The 22,278-nt window shown below is 59.4% G+C and carries 21 protein-coding genes; 9 read left to right on the forward strand and 12 right to left on the reverse strand.

All coding sequences use genetic code 11. The annotated features are described in order from the left end of the window. Both VGL70_19465 and VGL70_19470 read right to left on the reverse strand, forming a co-directional pair. A partial coding sequence (locus VGL70_19465) for a Fic family protein (GenBank protein ID HEY3305710.1) occupies positions 1-377 on the reverse strand: 377 nt, incomplete at its 3' end. Positions 378-431: 54 nt separating this feature from the next. Next, on the reverse strand, positions 432-1,412 hold the full coding sequence (locus VGL70_19470; GenBank protein HEY3305711.1) for a WYL domain-containing transcriptional regulator: 981 nt from the start codon (positions 1,410-1,412) through the stop codon (positions 432-434). Positions 1,413-1,531: 119 nt separating this feature from the next. Between VGL70_19470 and VGL70_19475 the strand changes: the two genes are divergently transcribed. The 8 genes from VGL70_19475 (at position 1,532) to rnr (ending at position 11,160) form a co-directional block, all read left to right on the forward strand. Beyond that, the gene (locus VGL70_19475) at positions 1,532-2,305 is read left to right on the forward strand and encodes an enoyl-CoA hydratase-related protein (protein ID HEY3305712.1); all 774 of its coding nucleotides are present in this window, start codon (positions 1,532-1,534) and stop codon (positions 2,303-2,305) included. A gap of 16 nt (positions 2,306-2,321) precedes the next feature. Beyond that, a complete protein-coding gene (locus tag VGL70_19480) occupies positions 2,322-3,101 on the forward strand; it encodes an enoyl-CoA hydratase-related protein (GenBank protein HEY3305713.1) in 780 nt (259 codons plus the stop codon). Positions 3,102-3,234: 133 nt separating this feature from the next. Beyond that, on the forward strand, positions 3,235-4,101 hold the full coding sequence (locus VGL70_19485) for a 3-hydroxyacyl-CoA dehydrogenase NAD-binding domain-containing protein (GenBank protein HEY3305714.1): 867 nt from the start codon (positions 3,235-3,237) through the stop codon (positions 4,099-4,101). Next, the gene (locus VGL70_19490; GenBank protein ID HEY3305715.1) at positions 4,088-4,813 is read left to right on the forward strand and encodes a 3-hydroxyacyl-CoA dehydrogenase family protein; all 726 of its coding nucleotides are present in this window, start codon (positions 4,088-4,090) and stop codon (positions 4,811-4,813) included. The genes VGL70_19485 and VGL70_19490 overlap by 14 nt, the downstream gene beginning before the upstream one ends. Positions 4,814-4,879: 66 nt before the next feature. Next, positions 4,880-6,082 (forward strand): thiolase family protein, encoded by a 1,203-nt coding sequence (locus tag VGL70_19495; protein HEY3305716.1) that lies wholly within the window; start codon positions 4,880-4,882, stop codon positions 6,080-6,082. A gap of 34 nt (positions 6,083-6,116) precedes the next feature. After that, entirely contained in the window at positions 6,117-8,753 is a 2,637-nt protein-coding gene (locus VGL70_19500) for an AsmA family protein (GenBank protein ID HEY3305717.1), read from the forward strand. 11 nt (positions 8,754-8,764) lie between these two features. After that, the gene (locus VGL70_19505) at positions 8,765-9,040 is read left to right on the forward strand and encodes a DUF4911 domain-containing protein (protein ID HEY3305718.1); all 276 of its coding nucleotides are present in this window, start codon (positions 8,765-8,767) and stop codon (positions 9,038-9,040) included. Beyond that, positions 9,040-11,160, forward strand: coding sequence for a ribonuclease R (gene rnr / locus VGL70_19510; protein ID HEY3305719.1), 2,121 nt, complete (start codon positions 9,040-9,042; stop codon positions 11,158-11,160). Before VGL70_19505 ends, rnr begins: the two co-directional genes overlap by 1 nt. 41 nt (positions 11,161-11,201) lie before the next feature. Here the strand turns inward: rnr and VGL70_19515 are convergent, their stop codons facing one another. Beyond that, positions 11,202-11,372, reverse strand: a complete 171-nt coding sequence (locus tag VGL70_19515) for a hypothetical protein (protein ID HEY3305720.1) — start codon at positions 11,370-11,372, stop codon at positions 11,202-11,204. Between the two features lie 469 nt (positions 11,373-11,841). Here VGL70_19515 and VGL70_19520 point away from each other — a divergent pair, with 469 nt between their 5' ends. Then, entirely contained in the window at positions 11,842-12,828 is a 987-nt protein-coding gene (locus VGL70_19520; protein ID HEY3305721.1) for an ABC transporter substrate-binding protein, read from the forward strand. A 126-nt stretch (positions 12,829-12,954) separates the two neighbouring features. Here the strand turns inward: VGL70_19520 and VGL70_19525 are convergent, their stop codons facing one another. The 9 genes from VGL70_19525 to VGL70_19565 form a co-directional block, all read right to left on the reverse strand. Continuing rightward, positions 12,955-14,055 (reverse strand): extracellular solute-binding protein, encoded by a 1,101-nt coding sequence (locus VGL70_19525; GenBank protein ID HEY3305722.1) that lies wholly within the window; start codon positions 14,053-14,055, stop codon positions 12,955-12,957. After that, positions 14,052-15,206, reverse strand: a complete 1,155-nt coding sequence (locus tag VGL70_19530; GenBank protein HEY3305723.1) for an amidohydrolase family protein — start codon at positions 15,204-15,206, stop codon at positions 14,052-14,054. The genes VGL70_19525 and VGL70_19530 overlap by 4 nt, the downstream gene beginning before the upstream one ends. Before the next feature lie 7 nt (positions 15,207-15,213). After that, complete coding sequence (locus VGL70_19535) at positions 15,214-16,368, reverse strand: amidohydrolase family protein (protein ID HEY3305724.1); 1,155 nt, start codon at positions 16,366-16,368, stop codon at positions 15,214-15,216. A 34-nt stretch (positions 16,369-16,402) separates the two neighbouring features. Beyond that, entirely contained in the window at positions 16,403-17,344 is a 942-nt protein-coding gene (locus tag VGL70_19540; GenBank protein HEY3305725.1) for an ABC transporter substrate-binding protein, read from the reverse strand. Positions 17,345-17,816: 472 nt separating this feature from the next. Further along, positions 17,817-19,022 carry an ABC transporter permease gene (locus VGL70_19545; protein HEY3305726.1) on the reverse strand — a complete coding sequence of 402 codons (1,206 nt, stop codon included), beginning with the start codon at positions 19,020-19,022 and terminating at the stop codon, positions 17,817-17,819. An 86-nt stretch (positions 19,023-19,108) separates the two neighbouring features. Beyond that, positions 19,109-19,762: an ABC transporter ATP-binding protein gene (locus tag VGL70_19550; protein HEY3305727.1), complete on the reverse strand. Its 654-nt coding sequence runs from the start codon at positions 19,760-19,762 to the stop codon at positions 19,109-19,111. 41 nt (positions 19,763-19,803) lie between these two features. Then, entirely contained in the window at positions 19,804-21,099 is a 1,296-nt protein-coding gene (locus VGL70_19555; GenBank protein ID HEY3305728.1) for an efflux RND transporter periplasmic adaptor subunit, read from the reverse strand. Further along, positions 21,096-21,572 (reverse strand): pyridoxamine 5'-phosphate oxidase family protein, encoded by a 477-nt coding sequence (locus VGL70_19560; GenBank protein HEY3305729.1) that lies wholly within the window; start codon positions 21,570-21,572, stop codon positions 21,096-21,098. Before VGL70_19560 ends, VGL70_19555 begins: the two co-directional genes overlap by 4 nt. 44 nt (positions 21,573-21,616) lie before the next feature. After that, complete coding sequence (locus VGL70_19565; GenBank protein HEY3305730.1) at positions 21,617-22,090, reverse strand: pyridoxamine 5'-phosphate oxidase family protein; 474 nt, start codon at positions 22,088-22,090, stop codon at positions 21,617-21,619. Positions 22,091-22,278 lie beyond the last annotated feature (188 nt).

The following is a 22,278-nucleotide window of genomic DNA, read 5'->3' on the forward strand; positions in this document are numbered from 1 at the left end:
TCCCAGATGTCGCCGCGCGTCAGCCGATGCAGCTTCTTTATGGTTTCCTCTTTCACGGGAAGCTTCGCGCCCTGCTCATGGATAAGCTTGAGCGCATCTCGGTAACCTCGTACTTCCTCCTCGTCGCGATCCCGTAAGTGCGACTTGCCGAAAACAACGGTGGCTATGCGAGACTGATCCACGGTGACGCCTTCGATCCGGTTGGACGAGACGGCGCTCTCAATCAGCGCATGCTCGCGCAAGACCTTAAGCCGCTGAGGCGATTGCTTGGTGAAAAGTTCCTGCTTGCCGCGCGCTTCGCCGAGGTCGGCCAGATACCATGATGTCGAGGCCGGGATGGTTTCGGGCTTAGATGCGAATTGTTTAAGAGTCATCATTCTTGTTGGCTCCACGGGAGACTGAGTTGTAACATACAAGTTTGACATCCCAGATCACGATCTAAAAACTTTTCCCGCCTCCTCTTTGACTTTTCCCCTCAGCGCATCCGTCCGGACTACTCTTACTTGGCTGCCGAAGCTCAAGATCCAGCCGACAAGCTCGGTCGTATCGGCGACCTTCAACGTCATCTTCAAACGTCCATCCTTTAAGAGAGATATCTCCTGGCTCGGATGCCAGACTTTGTCCTTCACCCAAGCAGCCGCAGCTTTGGAGAACAACAATTCCACCTCGATCCGCCGGCCGCGCATGACCATGAGCGCGTCTTGAACGTACTCCTCCACGTTAAAACCCAGCGGCATCTGGTAAGGATGATCGGTCAAGGTAACGGAGCGAATCCGCTCGACGGCGAACATCCTCACGTCTTTGCGGAGATGGCAGTGGGCGATCAGGTAAAGTCCACCTGCCGCATACCACAGACGGTAAGGGTCAACTTCCCTGCGTGTTGTCGTGTTGCGGGAAGCGGAGTAATAGCGGAGCTGTGCCGTCTTGGCATGGGAGACCGCCTGCGAGATACGGTCGATGGTTTCTTGGTGCCGGCGATAGCTCTTATGCGGACCCAAGCCGACGGAAAACACTTTCTCCATCTCACGGACATATTGGTGCCCCTGCGGGGGTAACGCCGCCGCCGCTTTATTCAGCGCTGAGGAGAGGGACGCTTGGATCTCGGTGCCCTCTAAGGGTTTTAGAAGATTGCGACTAAAGATCAAAGCCATCAGCTCCGTCGCCGAAAAACCCAATGCGGGGATGGCACGGAAGCCTTCCATAAGTTTCCAGCGAGTTGTGCCGTTGCCGCGATCCGTCACGAGCGGGAAGCCGACGGCCTCTAAGGCTTCCAGGTCTCTTCGGACGGTGCGCGGATTTTTCGGATAGTCGTCCGGCAGCGAATCGACAAGTTGCTGGAGCGTAGCCCCTTGAGAGGCTTCAAGCTTGGTTAAAAGAAACCACTGACGAATGGGTTGATCGTTACGCGGCATTCGATATGCTCCTTATTATCGGGCGGCTATTCTCCTACCGCTCTGTCTCCCCTGTCAAACGCTTTTCGACCTCTGAAACGCTTCAACTATTTGCGCTTTTAGTGTATAGCTTCCATACCATGAGCTATGAAAATATCGCGGTCGAAAAAGACGGCGCGATAGCGACCGTCACGCTCAACCGCCCGCAGCAACTGAACGCGCTTTCTTACGGATTGGTGAAGGAATTGGCGCTGGCGATGGAAGCCGCCGACCAGGACCCCGAAGTCAGAGTCATCATCGTGACCGGCGGCGAAAAAGTTTTTGCCGCCGGCGCCGACATCAAAGAGATGGCCGACGCGGGGCCGTTCGACGAGCGCGTGCAGGGCCGCCTCGCTTTCAGAGACCGTATCAACAAGATCTCCAAGCCGGTCATCGCGGCCGTCAGCGGCTACGCGCTCGGCGGCGGCTGCGAGCTGGCGCTCTCCTGCGACATCATCATCGCCTCGGAAACCGCGCGCTTCGGCCAGCCGGAGATCAACTTGGGAACTATTCCCGGCAGCGGCGGGACGCAACGACTGACAAGGCTCGTGGGAAAATATCGCGCCATGGAAATGGTCTTGACCGGAGAATACATCGAGGCGGCCGAAGCTCTTCGGCTCGGTCTGGTGAACAAGGTCGTGCCGGTCGAGTTTCTGCTCGAAGAGGCGAAGGAGATGGCCGAGAAGATCGCCGCCAAGCCGCCGCTCGCCGTCAAGTTCGCGAAGGAGTCGATCAACAAGGCGCTCAACACGCCGCTCGACGAAGGGTTGGGGTTCGAAAGAAAGTCCTTCTATCTTTTATTTTCTTCCGAAGATCGAAGAGAAGGCATGAAGGCGTTCCTGGAAAAACGCAAGCCCGAGTTCAAGGGAAAGTGAGGAGAGATTCGCCGAGGTGAGCTTCGAGAACATCATCTACGAAAAGCAAAACGGCGTCGCGACCGTCACGCTCAACCGGCCGCAGGCGATGAATGCGTTTACGATTCAGATGAACGGCGAGCTGGGGCAAGCGCTGAAAGACGCCGACGACGACAAGACGATCCGCTGCATTGTGTTGACCGGGGAGGGACGCGGCTTTTGCGCCGGACAGGACCTGAAAGGGCGCACGCCGGACAAAAAGGGCTCGCTCGGCGCATCGCTCCGGGAAAGATACAACCCGATCATCCTGCGCCTCAGGCGCACGGAAAAAATATCGGTCGCGGCGGTGAACGGCGTCGCCGCCGGCGCCGGCTGCAACCTGGCGCTCGCCTGCGATCTCCGCATCGCGTCCGAAGAGGCGACCTTTGTCCAGGCCTTCGCCCGCGTCGGCCTGTCGCCGGACTGCGGCGGCAGCATCATCCTGCCGCGCCTCGTCGGCCTCAGCAAGGCGATGGAGCTGCTGCTTCTCGCCGAGCCCGTGGACGCGCGCGAGGCGCACCGCATCGGACTCGTGGCGAAGGTGGTACCTGCCAAAGAACTCGTGGCCGCAGCGCGCGAGATCGCGGAGAAAATCGCCCACGGACCGCGCAGCATCGGCCTCATCAAACGCGCCGTCAACCGCGCCATGCTGCACGACCTCGCGCAGCAGCTCGATTATGAAGCTTACCTTCAGGAACTCGCGGGCAGGAGCGCCGACTTCGACGAAGGTGTGCGCGCGTTCCTAGAAAAACGGACACCGGTCTTCACGGGGAAGTAGACCGGGCAAAATCGAACACAGTGCAAAATGAAAATTGCAAAATGTAAAGTGCAAAGTTTGAAGCACTTTCCGTTGGTCTTTCTTCATTTTGCCTTTTGCAATTTGCACTTTGCATTTTGCATTGCATGCGACTATGAGTGTTAACCCTTCAAAGATCGGCGTCCTCGGCGCCGGGACCATGGGCGCGGGCATCGCGCAAGTCGCAGCGCAGGCCGGCTTCGAGACTCTGGTTTACGATGTCTCGCAGGAGTTCATCGACAAGGGGCTCGGCAGAATCCACAATTTTCTCGAGCGGAGCAAAGAGCGCGGCAAGCTCACCGAGGAGGAAAAGGGCAAAATTATCGGCCGGCTTTCCTCTACGCTCAAGCTTGAGGATTTCGCAGGATGCAGCCTGATCATCGAGGCGGCGCCGGAAAAACTCGAGCTCAAGCGGGAAATCTTCAACAAGCTCGACGCGGTCTGCGGGCCGGAGACGCTGCTCGCGACCAACACCTCTTCTTTCGCCGTCACCGCGATCGCCGGCGCGACGCAGAAACCCGAGCGCGTGCTTGGCACGCACTTTTTCAATCCGCCGCCGCTCATGGCGCTGGTGGAAGTCATCCAGGGCGACCGGACGAGCGCCGAGAGCATGGAGCGGGCGACCAAGATTATCTACCAGATGGGAAAAACTCCGGTCCGCGCCAAGGACACGCCCGGCTTTATCGTCAACCGGATCGCCCGCCCCTTCTATAACGAGGCTCTGCGCATCCTCGACGACGGCGGCGCCACGGTCGAGACGATCGACCGCGTCATGAAAGACGCGGGCGGATTTCCCATGGGTCCCTTCGAGCTAATGGACTTGATCGGCAACGACGTCAATTTCGCCGCCACGGAGTCGCTCTATCAATCGTTTTTCCAGGACCCGAGATTCCGGCCCAGCCCTACCCAGCAGCGGCTGGTTCAGTCGGGAAATCTCGGCCGGAAAACCGGCCGGGGCTTCTATACCTATGGCGAAAAATAGCGTCATCGTCGTCGGAAAGAATCGGCTCGCGCATGAAATGCTCGAGCTGTGCCGGGCCCAGGGGTTCGAAGCCAAGATCTATCCTGACGCCGATGCCGCGGCCGTCTCGGCCGCTTTGGTCATCGAGACCTGCTCCGGAGACGAGGCGAAGAAAAAAGCAATTATCCAAAAGCTCGACGGATCCGCTTCCGCGATCATTCTGACCTCGTGTCTGGGCTTTTCTACGACCCGAATCGCTTCCTGGGCGACGCGGCCCGAGCGCGTCGTCGGCTTCGCCACCTTCTATCCCCTTAAGGAAAAAAAGGTGATAGAATTGACTTCTGGGCTGGCGACTCAAGCGCAGGCGCTCGAACAAGCCGAAACTTTTTTCCGCGCCCTCGGAAAAGAGCCGGCTCGAGTCAAGGACGCGCCCGGTTTGATTTTTGCGCGGATCTTAAGCCTCATCATCAACGAAGCCGCGCGCAGCCTTGACGAGGGCGTGGCCCAAGCCGAAGAGATCGACACGGCCATGCGGCTCGGCGTGAATTACCCCGCGGGCCCGCTCAAGTGGGCCGACCGGGTCGGCCTGGACGACGTGCTGGCGGTATTGGAAGGGCTCCAGCGCGAGACCGGCGAAGATCGTTATCGTCCGTCGCCGCTGCTGGTGAAAATGGTTCTGTCCGGCCGGCTGGGCGAATCGAGCGGCCGAGGTTTTTACGAATACAAGGCGTAGGGGCAACCCCCCGTGGTTGCCCGTCCGGGCAGGCACAGGGGCCTGCCCCTACCTGAAATCAAAACTATGAAGCAAGCATTCATCCTTGACGCTGTGCGCACGCCGATGGGCCGCCACGGCGGAATCTTGAAAGACATCCGCACCGACGATCTCGCGGCCCACATCATCAACAAGCTGGTGCAAAGGACCGGCATCAAGGGCGACGAGGTCGAGGACGTTTATTTCGGCTGCACGAACCAGGCGGGCGAAGATTCCCGCAACGTCGCGCGCAACGCCCTGCTGCTCGCCGGCCTGCCGATGACGGTCCCCGGCTGCACGGTGAACCGTCTCTGCGGCTCCGGCCTCGAAGCGATCAACCAGGCGGGCCGGGCGATTGAAATGGATCACGGCGACCTCTTCATCGCCGGGGGAGTCGAGAGTATGACGCGCTCGCCGTGGGTGATGCTCAAGAGCGCGGTTCCCTTCCAACAGGGAAACGTCACGGTTTACGACAGCACCGTCGGCTGGCGTTTTCCCAATCCGCGCATGGGAGAACTCTATTCACTGATCAGCAACGGCGAGTCCGCCGAGAACATCGCCGAGAAATATAACATCAGCCGCAAAGACCAGGATGCCTGCGCGCTCGAAAGCCACCGGCGCGCCGTGCGCGCGGCCGAGACCGGCCGGTTCAAGGACGAAATCATTCCGGCCGCGGCGCCGCAAAAAAAAGACGGCGCCGTCCTTCTCGGCAAGGACGAAGGGCCCCGCACCGATACTTCGATGGAAAAATTGGCGGCGTTGAAACCGCTGTTCCGGAAGAACGGCAGCGTCACGGCGGGAAACTCTTCGCCGATCTCCGACGGCGCCGCGGCCCTTCTCGTCGCCAGCCCGGAAAAGGCGAAGGCGCTCGGCCTCCGGCCGCTCGCGAGAATCGTCGCCTCGGCCGTCGCCGGCGTCGATCCCGCTTATTTCGGCATGGGACCGGTGCCGGCCACCGAGAAAGTTCTCCAGCGCGCGGGCTTGACGATCGAGCAGATCGATCTCGTCGAGATCAACGAAGCCTTCGCCTCCCAAGTCCTCGCCGACGTTCGTGAGCTGGGCTTCGACATGGACAAAGTCAACGTCAACGGCGGGGCCATCGCCCTCGGCCACCCGCTCGGCTGCAGCGGCGCGCGCATCATGACGACTCTCCTTCATGAAATGAAGCGGCGCGGCAGCCGCTACGGATTGGCGACGATGTGCATCGGCGTCGGCCAGGGAATCGCGACGATCGTCGAGAGAGTTTCCTGATCCCGCGTTCGACTCATCCGCGCCTGCAAAAAACATGCGTCGCAAGCTCGCTCCCCTCGTCCTTCTGCTACTGGCTTCCCTCCTGGTGGTTCTCGGCGTTTCGCTGAATTCGATCGTGGAAAAGAATCGCGGGCGGATCCAGGAAGAGCTCGAGAGATCGTCCGGGCGCGCCGTCGCCTTCGGCGAGCTCAAGCTCAGCTTTTGGCGCGGTCCTGGAATATCGGCGAAGGATTTGAGGATCGCCGAAGATCCCCACTTCGCCGCGACGCCGTTCATCCAAACCAAAGAGCTCAGGATGCGGCTCCGCTGGCTGCCGCTGCTCGCCGGAAGATTCGAGATCGACAAATTCATTCTCGACGAGCCGGAGATCCAGATCATCAGGAACGAAACCGGCGCGCTCAACATCGCCGGCGTGACGGCGCCCGAAAAAAAGCCCCGCGAGCCGGGCGAGGCCAGGGAAAAGAAGGGCTCCAGCGCGCCCAGCTTCTCGGTCACGGCCGTCAGCGTAAACCACGGCAGCGTCGATTACATCGACCGCTCCTCCAGGGAGCCGATCGAGATTCGCCTGCGCAGATTAGATCTGGACGCGGGGGGAATCGCTCAGGGCGAAACGACGAAAGTGAAGATGTCCGGCGCGCTGTTCGAGCACCAGGGCCAGAATCTCAGAGTGGACGGAAAACTGGGACCGTGGACGGGAGAGCTACCCTGGAGGCAAATTCCTCTCGACCTCAAGCTGGGCTGCGATTCGCTCCTGTTGACGCAGTTGACGCGCGCGGTTCCCGCCTTGAGAATCCCCTTCATTCGCCACCTGGACGCAACCGGCCCCGTCGCGATTCGAACCAGGCTGCGGGGCACGTTCGAGCGGCCCCGCTTGACCGACCTCCATTTGACCGGGCCGCTTTTCGGCGCCAACGAAACCAACACGACCGTCCAAGGCGAGCTGGATTTTTCCCACGCCGCCTCCTGGAGCGAAGGCGAGATGCAAACAAAAATAATCATCGATCCGCTGCCTCTCGACCCATTGAGAGCCATTCCCTTTTTCCGCCAGGCCCTTCCGGCCGCGCTGATGTTCGAAGGGCCTGTCGGAGTGTCCGGCGACATGCGGGGCCGTCTGGACGATTTGAAAATTCGCGCCACGGTCAAGGCGGGACGAAGCGAGATCGTGTACGGAAATTGGCTCAAGAAGGCCAAGGGAATTCCCGCCGTGCTCGAGCTCAATCTCGAGCGCCGGAAAGAGCGGCTCGTTGTCCACGAATCCTCGGTCGAGATTTATCAGTCGAAAATGAGATTCTCCGGCGCCCTCGACGAGCTGCCGGAGCGGTCGCTGACGCTCAGGCTCACGAGCGACGGGATGGACCTCGCCGGCTGGGACAAGCTGCTGGTGCCCCTTTCCCGTTACAACACGGCGGGAAAGCTCCGCTGGGACCTTTCGATTAAAAAAAATCTCGCCCAAGAAGGGGTCGAAATGAGCGGCGCCGTTGTCCTTGACAACGTTCAGGCGAAGGAAAAAAGGAGCGGCCGCGGCATCGAGCAGGCAACCGCGCGGATCGCCTTCCACGGCAGAGAGGCGCGCGTGGAGCGCCTCGTTCTCCGCTCCGGCTCTTCCGATATCGCCGTCGAAGGCGCGGTCGCCGACCTTTTCCAGCCCACGTTTCGCTATTCGCTTCGCTCCGCCAAACTGAACCTCGGCGATCTGACGCCCGCAGAAGCCTACAAGGCGGACGAGATGAAGTCGCTCGCGGGCAGCGGGGAGCTTCTGCTGAATGACGGAAAAATTCTCGTCCGCGGCCAACTCTCCTCCGCCGAAGGGACGCTGCAAAAAGTGGCGTACCGCAACCTGCGCGGCGAGGCCGCGTGGAGCCCCGGAGCCGTGACCTTCAAAAATTTTTCCTTCCAGGCGCTGAACGGAAATTTCCGCGCCAACGGAGCGTGGGAAACGGAGGCTCAGGATTCTTTCAAGCTGGCGCTCGAGCCCAGTTTCGAATCGGTCGATTTCAAGGCCCTGCTCGCGCAGAAGTTTCCCCGCTTCAAGGAGCGCATCGATGGCCAGCTCAACTTCAAAGCGCGGCTCAGAGCCGAAAGCAAGACCCTCGACGCGTTGCCGAAGAGCCTGGCCGGTCAAGGCGAGACCCAGCTCCGCAACGGAGCGCTGAAAGATTTCAACCTGATGCAGCTCGTCTTCGCCAACGTCTCCGGACTCCCCGGGATCGCCAAGCTGCGGGTTCCCGCCCGATTCGCGGCGCTCGCACAAAATAAAGACACGCCGTTTGAGTCTCTGACCGCGACCTTCACGGTCAAACAAGGGAGGATTTTCAGCAAGGACCTGCTCCTCGCGACGGCCGACTACAACATCATGGCCGACGGCTCGATCGGCCTGGATGAGACCATGAAATGGGACGCCACCTTGGTGATGTCGCCGCAATTCACGCAGGAGCTCGTTCAGGAATACAGAAACGCCCGCTACCTGACGGATCGCAGAGGCAGGCTCGTGGTGCCGTTCCGCGTCGAGGGCAAGCTGCCGCGCATCCAGGCCAAGCCCGATCTGCAAAAGCTGGCGCAGCAGATGCAGAAGGGCTTTGCCACGAAAGGCGCCGACCGGGCGCCTGAGGAAGGCGAAAAGCCGCCGAGGAAGACAAGCCGCCGGGAGCGCAGCCAGAAGGGTTTGGAATAGTTCTTCATAAAATGAACCTGCACGAAATTTACTTCGAGCTCCGCCCGGAAGACATTGCCTACGTCAAGTTCATCCTCGAATCGTACGAGGTCATCGGCTTGATCCGCACCATCGATCGCAAGAAAGCGATCATCGTCGTCCTGATCGTCGAAGACTTCCTCGCCGTCGGCCGCTCTCTTATGGACTCGCTTCGCAGTGAGATCGAATTGACCGAGATTCCGCGGCCCGCGGACGTAGGCGACGACTGGTTGATGAAAGAGCTCGCGACCGAATCTCCTTCTGAGTAATGGCATCCTCGGCGTCATCCATCGAGCAGAGAGTCCTCAAGTTTTTTTTCTCCAGGCCGCGCCAACGCCTGACGCCCGCGGAAGTCTTAAAGGGCATCGGCGCCGCGCGCGACGACCTGAACGAGGTCGTCGGCGGCCTCAGAAATCTCGCCAGGGAAGGCAAGATCGTCCGGCTGAAAAAAAATCATTACGCGCTGCCGGACGGGCAAAACTGCGCGACTGGCAGGGTCCACGCCCATCCGGACGGATACGGCTTTCTGATACCCGACGACCGCGACAAGGAAGATCTTTATTTGAGCCGGCGCGAGATGCGCCGCGTCATGCACGGCGATCGCGTCATGATCAGAGTGGATCGCAAACGAACCGGCGTCGACGCCCACGTCGTCGAGATCCTCGAACGCGGCCAGAAGCGGCTCATCGGAACCTACGAGGAGCGCGACGGCAGAGGTTACATTATTCCGATGGACCCGCGCATCGCGCCCGCCATCCCGCTCGGTCGCGCCGGCCCAAAGCCGGAAAAAGGAACGGTTGTCGCCGCCGAGATATCGCGCTACGGAACCGGATATTCTTCTACCGAGGCGAAACTTCTCGAGACTCTCGGCGCAGCCGACGATCCGGAGATTCAGGCGCGCTCGATCATTTTCAGATACGGCCTGGCGGCCGCTTTTTCGCCGGAGGCGAAGCGCGAGGCGGAAAGCTGCTCGCAATCAATCAGTGCGGCGGAGGGCGGGGCGCGCGTGGATTTGCGCGCGCGTTCCATTGTCACGATCGACGGCGAGAGCGCGCGCGACTTCGACGACGCCGTGACCGTGGAGAAAAAAGACGGCCTCTATCGGCTCTACGTCTCGATCGCCGACGTGGCTTATTACGTCAAGCCCGGCACCGCGCTCGATCAAGAAGCTTACGAGCGCGCCACCAGCGTCTATTTTCCCGATCGCGCGCTCTCCATGCTGCCCGAAGAGCTTTCCAACGGCATCTGCAGCTTGAATCCGCGGGAAGACCGCTTGACCAAAACCGCGCTGATCGAGATCGACGAGCGCGGCGAGGTGCTAAAGAGCCGCTTCTTCAACTCGGTGATTCGCAGCCAGGCACGCATGACCTATACTGAGGTGCGCCGCATTCTGGTGGACAACGACCCGGACTGCATGGAACGGTACCGCCATCTCGTCGATTCATTCAAGCTCATGGAAAAGCTGGCGCTCGTCTTGGGGGAGAAACGAAGGGCAAGAGGCAGCCTGGATTTCGATCTGCCGGAGGCGGAAATCATCCTCGATCTGCAAGGCGCGCCGGAGAACATCGTTCGCGCCGAGCGCAACATCGCGCATCGGATCATCGAAGAGTTCATGATCGCCGCCAACGAGGCGGTGGCGCGGCATCTGAAAGAAAAGGATCATCCGCTGCTCTACCGCGTTCATGAGGGACCGGAGCGGGAGGCGATGGAAGAAATGGCGCCTTTTCTCCTCAGTCTCGGCTATCGCCTGCCGCTTAAGAAAGAGCGGATCACGCCCAAGGAACTGCAAAAGATGCTCGAATCATGCCGCGGCAAGCCCGAGGAGAGGGTTATCAACCGGGTATTGCTCCGCGCGATGAAGCAGGCGCACTACGCTCCGGAGAACATCGGACACTTCGGCCTGGCCTCGACCTGCTACACGCATTTCACTTCCCCGATCCGCCGCTATCCCGATTTGATCGTCCACCGGGCGTTAGAAGACGTTTTGCTTGACAAGAAGCTCAAGCCAAAGGACCGGGAAGAGCTCGACCGCTATCTCGACGAGGCCGGCAAGCACACCTCCGAGCGCGAGAGAATCGCCATGGACGCCGAGCGCGAGATGGTCGATCTCAAGAAGGCGCAATTCATGATGGACAAGATCGGCCAGGAATTTAACGGCTTCATCGTGAGCCTGGCCAACTTCGGATTCTTCGTCGAGCTGGAGAATTACTTCGTCGAAGGGCTCGTGAAGCTATCCTCGCTCAAAGACGACGTGTACCAGTACTACGAGAAGGAGTATCTCATCAAAGGCCGCCGCCACGGCCGCAAGTTCCGTCTGGGCGCCCCCGTCCGCGTCCGCGTCGCGCGTGTCAATTCGTTTAGGAGCGAGATAGATTTCGAGTTGGTTTAAGGGTTCAAGGAAATAAGGAAAAAATTCTGATTCCTTGCAGGTTAACTCGCCTGAGCCGCTTCTAAACGCTTCAGCCGTTCCTCAAATCGGTTCATCTGTTCCTTCATAACTGTCATCTCGATATCCAGGGTCTCGTGCAATTTCATGAATCCATCCACATGACTGGCCAGTCGATCAATGCGATCATCGACCGCGGCGAATCTCTCGTTCATCTCTTTTCGGAGAGTACGAAACTCGACGTGGACGAGCCTAAATCTGGACTCTGTCTTTCGAAACCCGGTTCGAACAAGCCGTTCCAGCGATGTGAACCGCTGACCGATTGTTGGAGGTTGTCTTTTGGAACTCTTCCTAGCCATGCCGCTTCATCTTCCTGCCGGATCGACATCCTAAAGTCAAGATAAATCTCCGTACCAACGCAACCTTTATTCTTTGAAACCTATCAGAGAGAAACAGACGCTGGCCGACATGAGATGACTTTGGTAATTGTCGCCGGGTGTAAATCGATCGCATATTATCTAGCCATTTTCATCGCATCAAGACATCTCCACTTCTGCCTTACGGATTATAGTGAAACAGATAGACTACAATAGCAAGTATTACGAATCCGAGCTTACTCAATTTGACAACCCAGACCCATTTGCCTAAGCTCCGTTCCACTCAACTCACTTTCGGGGAGGTGTCATGAAGCGGATTAGAATCGTGATAGGTCGGATCGTGTTGGCGGCTCTGGGGTTCGCGCCGTTTCATTCGGTCGAGGCCCAGCAGTTGGAGAAGCTCAACGTCGGCTACAGCGGCACCGGCATCAGCCAGTACGTCATGGAGCTGCCGCGCAAGCAGGGAATCTTCCGCAAAAACGGCCTGGAGCCGGAAATCGTCTACGTCGGCAGCGGCACGATCTTGAGCCAGGCGCTGATCGCCGGCACTTTCGACGTGGCTTTTTCGCAGGGCTCGGAGGCCATCGCGGCCAAGCTCAGGGGCTTCGATCAACGCATCGTCGCCACGGTCGCCAACCACTTCAACCACGTTTTTCTCGGCCACCCGTCGATTACCTCTTTGAAGCAGCTCAAGGGAAAGAAAGTCGCCGTGAGCCGCTTCGGCTCGGGATCGCACTTCATGACGAACCTTGTCGTCAAGGAGGCGGGGCTCGACCCGCAGAAAGATGTCGCCGTGCTGCAGGTCGGAAACTCTTCGTCCCGCATGGCCGCGATCATGGCCGGAAGCGTCGACGCGACGATCATGGCGGCCGATTTCGTTCCTCTCGCCAAAAAACAGGGGTTCAATATTCTGGTCGATCTCGCCGACACGAAGGTGGAATACCCCTTCCTCAGCCTCCATATGATGAGCCCGGTCATCGAGCGCAACCCGAAGCTCGCCAAGGCGCTTATCAAGAGCGTCTCCGAAGGCATTCGCGTATTTAAGACCGACCGCAACGTCGCCAAAGCCACCATTCAGGCGGCCATGAAAACCAACGACCCCGAGACCCTCGAATACGCGTCGGCGCGCGCCGCCAAAGTTCTCGAAGTCCGGCCCTTCCCCACGGTCGCGGCCATTCAAATGGTTTTGGAAGAGCTGTCGGAGAGGGAGCCCAAGGCCAGGACTATGAAGTTCGAAGACTTCGTCGATCTGCGCGCGCTTAAAGAATTGGAAAAAGAAGGTGCCTTCAAATAGCCGGCAGGCTGTCTAGTAGCCGATTTCCATGCTTCGACGGGCTCAGCATGAACGGAAAATGATCAACGCTTCTCACGTTAAAACGTTCGCCCTGAGCGTGTCGAAGGGCGAACCGGTTCCGCCCCCTCAGTTCCGCGGGATGATCTCGTTCAAAAACTGCCTGAACTCTTTGTCCTGCTGCTTCTTGTCGTTCTCCTCGAGCGAATAGAAAAAATATTCGCGCCCGTCTTCCGGCACCTCGTCCGGCTCGACGATCCCTTTTTTGGGGATGTCGGCGCGGAGCGAGTTGTTCTCGCTCGCCTTCTGGTAGGCGATCTGCCCTTCGCGAGAGAGGAGCCAGTTCAAAAAAAGGCGCGCGGCGTTGGGGTGCGGCGCCCGGTTGAGCAGCGCCGCGGAGGCGGCGCCCGCGCCGAGAGGCGCGGGACCGTCCACTTTCACGTCCGCGAGGGGCAGTCCGGCCTTCATGTCCTCTTTACTGACCGGCGAAAAGAGGTTGACGGCGAATTTGCCGCGCGCCAGCCAATCGACGATCTGGTACCGATCGTTGGAAAAAACGACGTCCATATCGCCGAAGAGCCGCTTGAGAAAATTGCGTCCGAGGCCCGGCGTGGCGTAGAGAAAAACGGTCAGGTTCGCGGCATTGCCCGGCCGGCGCGGATCGAGGGCGACGATTTTTCCTTTCCACTTCGGATTGAGAAGATCCGCGTAGGCTTTAAACTCTCCGGCGCTCGCCAGCTTGGTATTGATGGAAAAAAGCGGCACGACGCTGCCGCGCCAGATCACCACGTACTTGCCTTCGGAATCGGCGAACCACAGCTTCTTCTGAAACCACGCGGCGCCGTCCAAGACCTCGGGAAGAATCAAGAGCGGGCGGATCGGCTCGAGCACGCCCGCGGGCTTCAAGGTCTCCAGCGGAATAGTGGTCCCGCCGATCGCGAGGTCCGCCAGATACTTGCCCGCCCGTCTCTCGGTCATGATGCGCGAGACCAGCTCGCTCAAGCGGCCGCTGGTGTAGGCCACGCGGACGAACGGGAAAGCTTTTTGAAACGCCTCGACGTAGATTCTCTCGTCGCCCGATTGGCCGTAGATGGTCAACTGCCCCTCTTGCTTTGCGGCCGCGAGCGTTTTTTCCCATTCGTCTTGCCTCGCTTCCCCTGCATGGAGACCTGAGAAGCACGCCAGACCGAGGATCACCAGCGGCAGAATCGCGGAGCGAATTGTTTTCATGCCATTTTCTTGTCGATCTTGTAGAGTTCGGCTGCGTTGTCGCGTAAAATTTTCCGCCGCGCATCGCCCGCAAGCCCTTCGAAGCAAAGCGCGATGGCATCCCGGCTGTTCGGCCAGGTGGAAGTGGCCAGGGGGAAGTTCGTCGACCAAAGGATGTTCTCGGCGCCGACGAGCCCGGAGTTTTGCAAGCTGGCCCGATCGTACCAAGTCGTAAGATAGCACTGTCGTCTGAAGAGCTCCGAGGGCTTCAAAGCGTAGCCTTCCAGGTAAATGCGGTCGTTCTCAAACTGAAAATCGGCGTATTGCAAAAGGTAACTTCCCCAGCCCAGCGCACTTTCGCTGAACACCACCTTGAGCTTGGGAAACCGAAAGAGGATGCGCGAGAGCAGCAGGTTGACAACGACGAAGATGCTGCTGGCCGGCCCGGTCATGGCCTCCACCGCCTTCTTCAGCTTGGGAGAGTAGCCGTCATAGGGTTGCAACTGGATTTGCGCCGACGACCCCGCATGGAAACAAATGGGGACGTCCAGATCCTGGCACGTCGCCCACACAGGATCATAGTCGGGCTCATTGATGTGCGGCACGTCGCGCAACTCCATGGGAATACCTGGATAGATGACGCCTCGGTGACCTTTCGCGACCGCGCGCTTGATCTCCTGAACCGCCGATTCGGCGGGGAAGAGCGGCACGATGCATTGAGGAATGAAGCGCGGGCTAGCGCCCGCCCACTCTTCGATCAGCCAGTCGTTGTAAGCCTGAATGCAGGCGAGTTCCAGCTGCGGGTCGCGGATGCGGCCGAAGACCTCGCCCGCCACGCCTGCGACTGTCGGATATAAAACCGAGCAATCGATGCCGCCGGCGTCGAGCGCCTTTAAACGCTCCGCCGGCACATAGGCCATCCGCGGCACCTCTGACCAGCGCTGCGGCTCATCGGAGCGGTCCGCCATGAGGGCGCCGGCCAGCGCGACGCCTTCCAGCGCCAACTTCCGGCCGTCTACGATCCAGCGTTCCGTGCCGTCGGCTTGTTGCTCGACGTGCGGGACGCGGTCTCCCCATTTGCTCTTCGATAACCGTCGCGTCCACAATTCAGGCGGCTCCTGGACATGGTCATCGACGCTGATAACTTGATCGCGGAAATCCTGCCGTGTCATGACATTTTTAAGCGAAGCGGTAGAGGCGGATGGCGTTCTCGCACAATAATCTCCTCCGCAGATCCTCCGAGACTCCTTTCAACGTCTCTTCGACAAACTTCCAAGACCGGGGATACGTGGACGCGGTATGCGGGTAGTCCGATTCCCACATGATGTTGTCCATGCTGATCCGGTGGCGCTCTTCCGCGCCCAGCTTCTCGAACCAGAAATTGACGTAGATCTGCCGTTTAAACAGCTCGCTCGGCCGGGTCAGAATCCCTTCCGTCCATAGACGGCGCCGCTCCCACTCGTGATCGCATCCTTCCATGACGTAATTCACCCATCCGACGCCGGTCTCCGCGGACACCCATTTGAGCCGGGGAAACCGGTCCAGAATTCCGGAGAAGATGAGGTTCGGGATCGATTCGGCGGGAAACGCGCCGGTCGGCACGGTGAGCATGGAATGAAATTGGTTGTGACTGTAGCCCGACCAGCGTGGAAAGGATATTTTTGTCGCCAGCCCGCCCGACTCATGGATGTGAATGGGAATACCCAGCGCCTCGCAAAGGCCCCACAGGGGGTACCAGGCGGGATCGTTGAAATGATACGTTCCTTTGGCCAACGCGCTGGGCTCGGAAAGCAGAGCGATGCCGCCGTGGCCTTTTTTTACCGCCCGTTCGACCTCTGCAAGGGCCGTTTCAACGCCGCTTAAATAAGGGACCAGCGCCAGCGGGACGTAGCGGTCGCTCGCCGCGCGCCATTCGGCCAGGGCGTCGTTGTACGCCCGCACGCAGGCAAGCTCGAAGGCGCCGTCGCCTTGAAGGAAGCTGAAATTTTGCACCGGCGGATTGGGAAAGAGCACTTCGCCGTCTACGCCGTCTTCGTCCAGCGCCTTCAGCCGCTCTAAAGGATCGAAGACTTTGGGCGGGACCTCCTCCCAGCGCTGCGGGTAGCACTTGGTCTCGCCGCGCTCCATCACCGCCGGGCAGTTGGCAACATAGTTGCCCCTGATCTTTCCATGGACCATCCAGCGTTCGACCGGATTTACTGATCGATCGTCTTTGACCTCGACCACCTGGGGAATCCGATCTCCCCACTTCGCTTTGGACATGCGACTCGTGAACGCGTCGCGATCGAGCTGCGCGTGAGAATCCGCGCTGATGAGTCCGAACTTTAATTTCATTCCATTCTCCCGGCTGTTTTTCTAAGCTGCGCCGTTATCGGATGCCCAGCTCCTGGTGGACCTCCCGGAGCAGCGTGTAATCCACCAAGTTGGCTTTCTTCGTCGCGACGCCTTTCGCCGCGGGATCGAGGGCGTTCTGGACCGCGCCGTCGGTGGCGACGCCGGTCGGCGCGGCCGATTTCAGCAGCACATCCACGGTCTTGGCCGCGTCGTTCTTTTCGATTTTCAAATTATCGACGACCCATCGCATCGTCTCCTCCTTGCGCTCCAGGGCGTAGCGGTGGCTTTTCAAGAAAGCGCGGAGGACCCTTTTTAAAAAAGGCCTCCTCGTTTCCAGCGCGGACTCGTGGACGACGAGCCCGAACTGCGCCAGGTCGAAGTGATCGCCATAGAAGAGCATCTGCCGGAGGCCCATCTTCTCGGCCATGAAATTATAGGGCGGAACCAGATTGGCCGCTTGCACCGTGCCGCTCGCGAGCATCTGGATCCTGACATCGGAGCCGCCGCGTCCCCCCATGAAGACGACCGTGTCCGGATTGACGCCGGCCTTTCTCAGGATTTCCACCGTGGCGAGATGAGAGCCCGACCCCAAAGTCCCCACGGTGATCGCCTTTCCGGAAAGCTGGGAAAGCTCGGTGATCGCGGGATTAGACATCAGAAACCATCCGGGCTTTTGGCTCTGGGAGAAAATTTTGACCACGGGCCCGCCGTTGGCGCGCAGAGTAATCCCCGTAGAGCCGAACTCCATGCCGTCTATCTGCTTGCCGATCAGCGCCGTCGGCGCCAGATAGGCCGGCATCACAACGAGCTTCAGCTCGATGCCTTCCTCGGAAAAAAAACCCCGCTCCTTCCCCATGAACAGATAAGCGACGCTGATATGTTTGGTGGAGATGCCCATGATGAAGTCATCGAGAGCGAAGCTTTTCCCAGAGATCGAGAAGAAAAACAACAAACCGATGAGGGCCGCACGAGCCACCGCTCTAACGGGGTCGACACCCCCCGAGTGTCTGATGGATCGTCTTTTAGGCAATAGGCTCATCTGCACTGGAGTGCAGCAGACCTTATAGAGCTTGCGATCGTTTTGCAACAAACCATCGACACGAAGCACGCAAGTCGTTCCAATGGTTTTGGAAGAGCTGTCGGAGAGAGAGCCCAAGGCCAAGACGTTGAAGTTCGCGAAGACTTCGTCGATCTGCGCGGGCTAACAGAGTTGGAAAAAGAGGGAGCGTTCAAGTCAGTCCAGCTTGCCGTTTTTTCTTTGCCGAAATTCGCGGCGTAACCGCCCCGCCGGGGGTCTCTTGAAGGGCCGATGCGTGGGACGAGGAAGATAAGGCGTACTTCAAAAGTTCGCTTAGAAATCTCGTGCCGCGTAACACAGCCGTATCGCATCGGCCCGGAGAGAGACTCGCGGCGGGGCCGATGGCAAGTGGCTCTTTATGGCCGCCCTGCTACTCGTAGCGGAGCGCTTCGATGGGATCTAGCCGAGCCGCCTTCTGCGCCGGATAGAAACCGAAGAAGATTCCCACTCCTCCGGACACGAGCAGCGCGAAGGCGACGATGTCGGGACGGATCAGGATCGGCCATTCCATGAACCGATGGATCATGTTCGAGCTGCCGATGCCGACGAGAATCCCGAGCGCGCCGCCGAGCGCCGCCATGACCACGGCCTCGACGATGAACTGAAGCATGATGTCGCGGCTGCGCGCGCCGACCGCCATGCGAATCCCGATCTCGCGCGTCCGCTCCGTAACGGACACCAGCATGATGTTCATGATGCCGATACCGCCGACAAGCAGAGAGATCGAGGCGATCGTGCCGAGAAGAATGGCCATGACCTGCGTCGTGCTGGACGAGGCCGCGGCGATGTCGGAGAGATTGCGGATGGTGAAATCGTCTTCCTGGTCGGCTTGAATCCTGTGGCGCTGGCGCAAGAGCGCGGTGATCTGTTGCTCCGCTTCCTGCATGCGCGCCGCGCTCACGACCGCTACGTGGATGCTGTGCACCCAGGTCATCCTGAAGATCCGCTTTTGCATCGTGGTGTAAGGGATCATGATCGTATCGTCTTGATCCACGCCTTGGCCGGTTTGTCCTTTGGCTTGCAATATGCCCACGACCCGGAAGGGGATGTTCCTCACCCGTATCACGGCGTCGAGCGGATCTTCGTTGCCGAAGAGAGTATCGGCCACGGTCTGGCCGAGAACCGCCACTTTAGCGCTGCTGTCCACGTCCCCGTCGGTGATGAAGCGGCCGTCTTCGACTTGCCACTCGCGGATGTGCTGAAACTCCGGCGACACCCCCTGAATCAAGGTCGCCCAGTTCTGGTTGCCCGCGATCACCTGCTGCGTGCCCCTGACCGAAGGGGAAGCAAAGGAGACCGCGGGAACTTCTTCGGTGATCGCCCGGGCATCGCCGTCCACCAGGGTGCGAACCCCGCCAAAACCGGTTCTCACGCCGCCGGGAACGCTGGAGCCGGGAACAATCACGATAACGTTGGTGCCGAGGCTCGCGATCTGCGCGCGCACCAACGCCTTGGCCCCTTCGCCGATCGCCACCATGGCGATCACCGCGCCGACGCCGATGATGATGCCAAGCATCGTGAGAAACGAGCGCAGCTTGTTTCGCCTGAGCGCTCTGAGAGCGATTCTTAAAGTCATCAGCCACATCGGCGCCTCCGGCGCATGGCAGATCTCAAATTACAAATCTCAAATTCGCATCGCGGCCTTAATTTTTCGCTCACGCCTCACTCTTCATTCTCGCTTCTCTCGTCCGACGTGACCAAGCCGTCGCGGAAATGGATCTGTCTTTGGGAATAAGCGGCGATATCCGCCTCGTGCGTTACCAGAACGATCGTGAGGCCCTCGTTGGCGTTCAGACGTTGAAACAGCTCCATGATATCGGCGCTGGTCCTTGAATCCAGATTGCCCGTAGGCTCGTCGGCCAGAATCAGCGCTGGACGGTTCACCAGCGAGCGCGCGATCGCGACGCGCTGTTGCTGGCCGCCGGAGAGCTGGCTCGGCATGTGGTCGAGCCTTTGCTCCAACCCGACCAAAGAGAGCACCTCCAGCGCGCGCTGGCGCCTTTCCTTGCCGTGAAGCCCGTTGTACATCATCGGCAATTCGACGTTCTCGAGCGCCGTTGTGCGCGTAAGAAGATTGAAGCCCTGGAAGACAAACCCGATCTTGTGATTGCGGATGTAGGCCCACTCGTCGGGCGAGAGCGATCCCACCTCATGACCTTCCAAAAGGTAACTCCCGCTCGTCGGGCGGTCCAGGCAACCCAAAATATTCATGAAGGTGGATTTGCCCGAGCCCGACGCCCCCATGACCGCAGTGAACTCGCCGCGGTCGATCTGGAGGTTGATGCCGCGCAGCGCGGGGACCTCGATGTCCCCCATTTTATAGATTTTCTCGACGTTCCTGATGGAGATGAGATGTTCTACCTGAACCACCCTAGACCTCTCGTCTGCTGCGGCTGGAAAGGATTGGCAGGACCGGACGAACCATCCGCTTTTGGGCTTTCCGTGACGCTTAAAATGACCTGATCTTTCTCGGCGACTTCTCCTTCGATCAACTCGGTGTAAGAGCCGTCGGTAATCCCCACGCGCACCTCGACCGGGACAGGCTCGTAATTTCTTAAAACGTAAACCTTGACCAACCGTCCGTCCTTGCGCTCCGGATCGGCTTGCGACGCCCGCGAGCGCCGGCGGCCTGCGCCGCCTCCCCCGCCGCTGCGGCTCGCCTGGCGAATCAGCTCTTGGGCCTCTTGTTTTTCCCACGGCGGGCGAAAGCGGATCGCCATGTTCGGAATCTTGAGGACGTCGGTTTTTCGGCTGATCAAAAACTCCACGTTGGTCGTCATCCCGGGCTTCAAGAGCAACTCGCTGTTGTCGATCTCGACGACCGCATTGTAAGTGACGACGTTTTGGACGGTCGTCGGCGCGTTGCGGACCTGGGAAACTTTGCCTTTGAAGCGTCGCGCCGGATAGGCGTCGACCGTGAAGGTCACCGTTTGTCCGGTCCAAATGCTTCCCACGTCGGCCTCATCGACGCTGGTATGAACCTGCATCTTCGATAGATCGTTGGCGATGGTGAATAGGATCGGCGCTTGCAGCGATGCGGCGACGGTCTGTCCGACGTCGACGGTGCGCGAGATGACGGTGCCGTCCACCGGCGAGCGGATCGTCGTGTTGTTGAGATCGACCGTGGTCTGGTTCAACGACGCCTGGGCTTGCGCGACTTGCGCCTTGTTGACTTCGTATTGGGCCACGGCGGCATCGTAGGCGGCTTGGGCCGCGTCCAGATCACTCTGCGCGACGAGGTCGCGCTTCCTGAGTTCCCGTACGCGCTCCAGAGTCCGACGGGTGTCGTCGACGCCGACTTTGCCTTTTGCGAGATTGGCCTGACCGGCAAGGAGATTCGCCTTGCCTTGATCCACCGACGCTTTGAACTTGTCCTGATTGAGCTGGGCGATCACCTGGCCCTGCTTGACCTTGCTGTTGAAATCCGCATTAAGCTTCTCGATGGTTCCGGAGACCTGGCTTCCCACCTGCACCGTGACCACCGCCTGCAGCGTGCCCGTCGCCGAAACCACCTGGGTGATGGCGCCGTTTTGAACCGCCGCGGTCACAAAAGGCGTTTCTCTGGCGCCGTCCCTGAGACTCCAAAAACCGAATCCCATAACGCCAACGACGACAACGGCCCCGACGGTCAATAGATTTCGTTTAAGCTTCACGGCTCTTTCCGTACCCCGTGAAATATCCTTTCCACGATTTCCCCGACTTCTTTTTTTTCCGGACGCTGGAACGTGACGCCGCTCGTGATGACGGAATCCGGCTCCAGGTCTTCCAAAAGGTGCTGCACCCCCATGCGAAACAGCGACATGAACGGCACGTCTTCCATCGACTCTCTCAGCTCGCGTGCGTTGCCTTTGACGTAATAATTCATGTCGGTGTCGGTGATCAAAAGCGTGATCTTTCCAGTCCGCCTGAGATTCTTCGCCGTGGTGCTGGTCTTGCCGATCGCCAGATCGATCGTGGCGCGGTCCTTGGCCACGACTTCGTAATAGGAAAGCATCGCAGGATGGGCCCAGCCCGCGTCATCGACGGTTACGACGACGATCGCCTTGTCCGTCTTCGACGCCATCGCGTCGCCCTTGAGGCGGTGGAACAGCTCTTCGGTCAGTTTCGTGCCCAGAATTTGCGACATTCTCTCCTCTTAGTTAGACGCTTGAGCCCTCGACCGCGTTGACACTACTCCGCAACGACAAGCTCCCGCCGCTTGCCGAATCCCTGCTCGTTGTCGATAAAAAAAACCTTCTCGGGCGCGACGCAATAAAACCTGACTTTGAGAAATGCCTGGTACAGGGCGCCGCTCGCCGGATTGCCGAATATTTTCATGACGTCGGGATACTTGCGGGCGTAGGCCGCCATCGCCTTGCCCTTTTCGATGAGAGAGTCCACCGCGGCGACCCTGCCCTCGAGCTGAATGCCCTTGATCTTCCGCCAATCGCGATAATCCTCCTGGATCGTAACCGCGACTCTCCCGTTGACCGCGAGGTTCTGACAGTGCCTGGAGTCGGGAGCGGAAAAAAAATAGAGCCGCAAGTCCTCGCTGGCGTAAAACACTGTCGCCGCCCACGGGACATCGTCGCGGCAAGTGCCGAGCGTCATGGTATTGTGACTCTCCATGTAGTCCAAAATCTGGCGCTTGAGTTCTTCCGCCATCACAGTTCAAGTGCTGAGTCCTGAGCGAGCGAGTTCCCCTCCCCTTACTCAGCACTCAGAGCTTGTGAAAAAATCGCCGATCGCCCTTCGACGGGCTCAGGACGAACGGCTAAGTCCTCGAACTTCCATCGATGTTATCCCGTTCGTGGTGAGCTTGTCGAACCATGAACGAATTTTTTCACAACCTC

It is taken from the genome of Candidatus Binatia bacterium (assembly GCA_036504975.1).
GTDB lineage: Bacteria > Desulfobacterota > Binatia > UBA9968 > UBA9968 > JAJPJQ01.

Bases quoted from the DNA above. Each gene is read 5' to 3' on its own strand.
- VGL70_19530 (HEY3305723.1), bottom strand. From the start codon at position 15,206: ATGACACGGCAGGATTTCCGCGATCAAGTTATCAGCGTCGATGACCAT.
- VGL70_19500 (HEY3305717.1), top strand. From the start codon at position 6,117: ATGCGTCGCAAGCTCGCTCCCCTCGTCCTTCTGCTACTGGCTTCCCTC.
- VGL70_19535 (HEY3305724.1), bottom strand. From the start codon at position 16,368: ATGAAATTAAAGTTCGGACTCATCAGCGCGGATTCTCACGCGCAGCTC.
- VGL70_19520 (HEY3305721.1), top strand. From the start codon at position 11,842: ATGAAGCGGATTAGAATCGTGATAGGTCGGATCGTGTTGGCGGCTCTG.
- VGL70_19495 (HEY3305716.1), top strand. From the start codon at position 4,880: ATGAAGCAAGCATTCATCCTTGACGCTGTGCGCACGCCGATGGGCCGC.
- VGL70_19470 (HEY3305711.1), bottom strand. From the start codon at position 1,412: ATGCCGCGTAACGATCAACCCATTCGTCAGTGGTTTCTTTTAACCAAG.
- VGL70_19490 (HEY3305715.1), top strand. From the start codon at position 4,088: ATGGCGAAAAATAGCGTCATCGTCGTCGGAAAGAATCGGCTCGCGCAT.
- VGL70_19565 (HEY3305730.1), bottom strand. From the start codon at position 22,090: ATGGCGGAAGAACTCAAGCGCCAGATTTTGGACTACATGGAGAGTCAC.
- VGL70_19525 (HEY3305722.1), bottom strand. From the start codon at position 14,055: ATGAAAACAATTCGCTCCGCGATTCTGCCGCTGGTGATCCTCGGTCTG.
- VGL70_19505 (HEY3305718.1), top strand. From the start codon at position 8,765: ATGAACCTGCACGAAATTTACTTCGAGCTCCGCCCGGAAGACATTGCC.
- VGL70_19475 (HEY3305712.1), top strand. From the start codon at position 1,532: ATGAGCTATGAAAATATCGCGGTCGAAAAAGACGGCGCGATAGCGACC.
- VGL70_19515 (HEY3305720.1), bottom strand. From the start codon at position 11,372: ATGAACGAGAGATTCGCCGCGGTCGATGATCGCATTGATCGACTGGCC.
- VGL70_19545 (HEY3305726.1), bottom strand. From the start codon at position 19,022: ATGACTTTAAGAATCGCTCTCAGAGCGCTCAGGCGAAACAAGCTGCGC.
- VGL70_19485 (HEY3305714.1), top strand. From the start codon at position 3,235: ATGAGTGTTAACCCTTCAAAGATCGGCGTCCTCGGCGCCGGGACCATG.
- rnr (HEY3305719.1), top strand. From the start codon at position 9,040: ATGGCATCCTCGGCGTCATCCATCGAGCAGAGAGTCCTCAAGTTTTTT.
- VGL70_19560 (HEY3305729.1), bottom strand. From the start codon at position 21,572: ATGTCGCAAATTCTGGGCACGAAACTGACCGAAGAGCTGTTCCACCGC.
- VGL70_19550 (HEY3305727.1), bottom strand. From the start codon at position 19,762: ATGGGGGACATCGAGGTCCCCGCGCTGCGCGGCATCAACCTCCAGATC.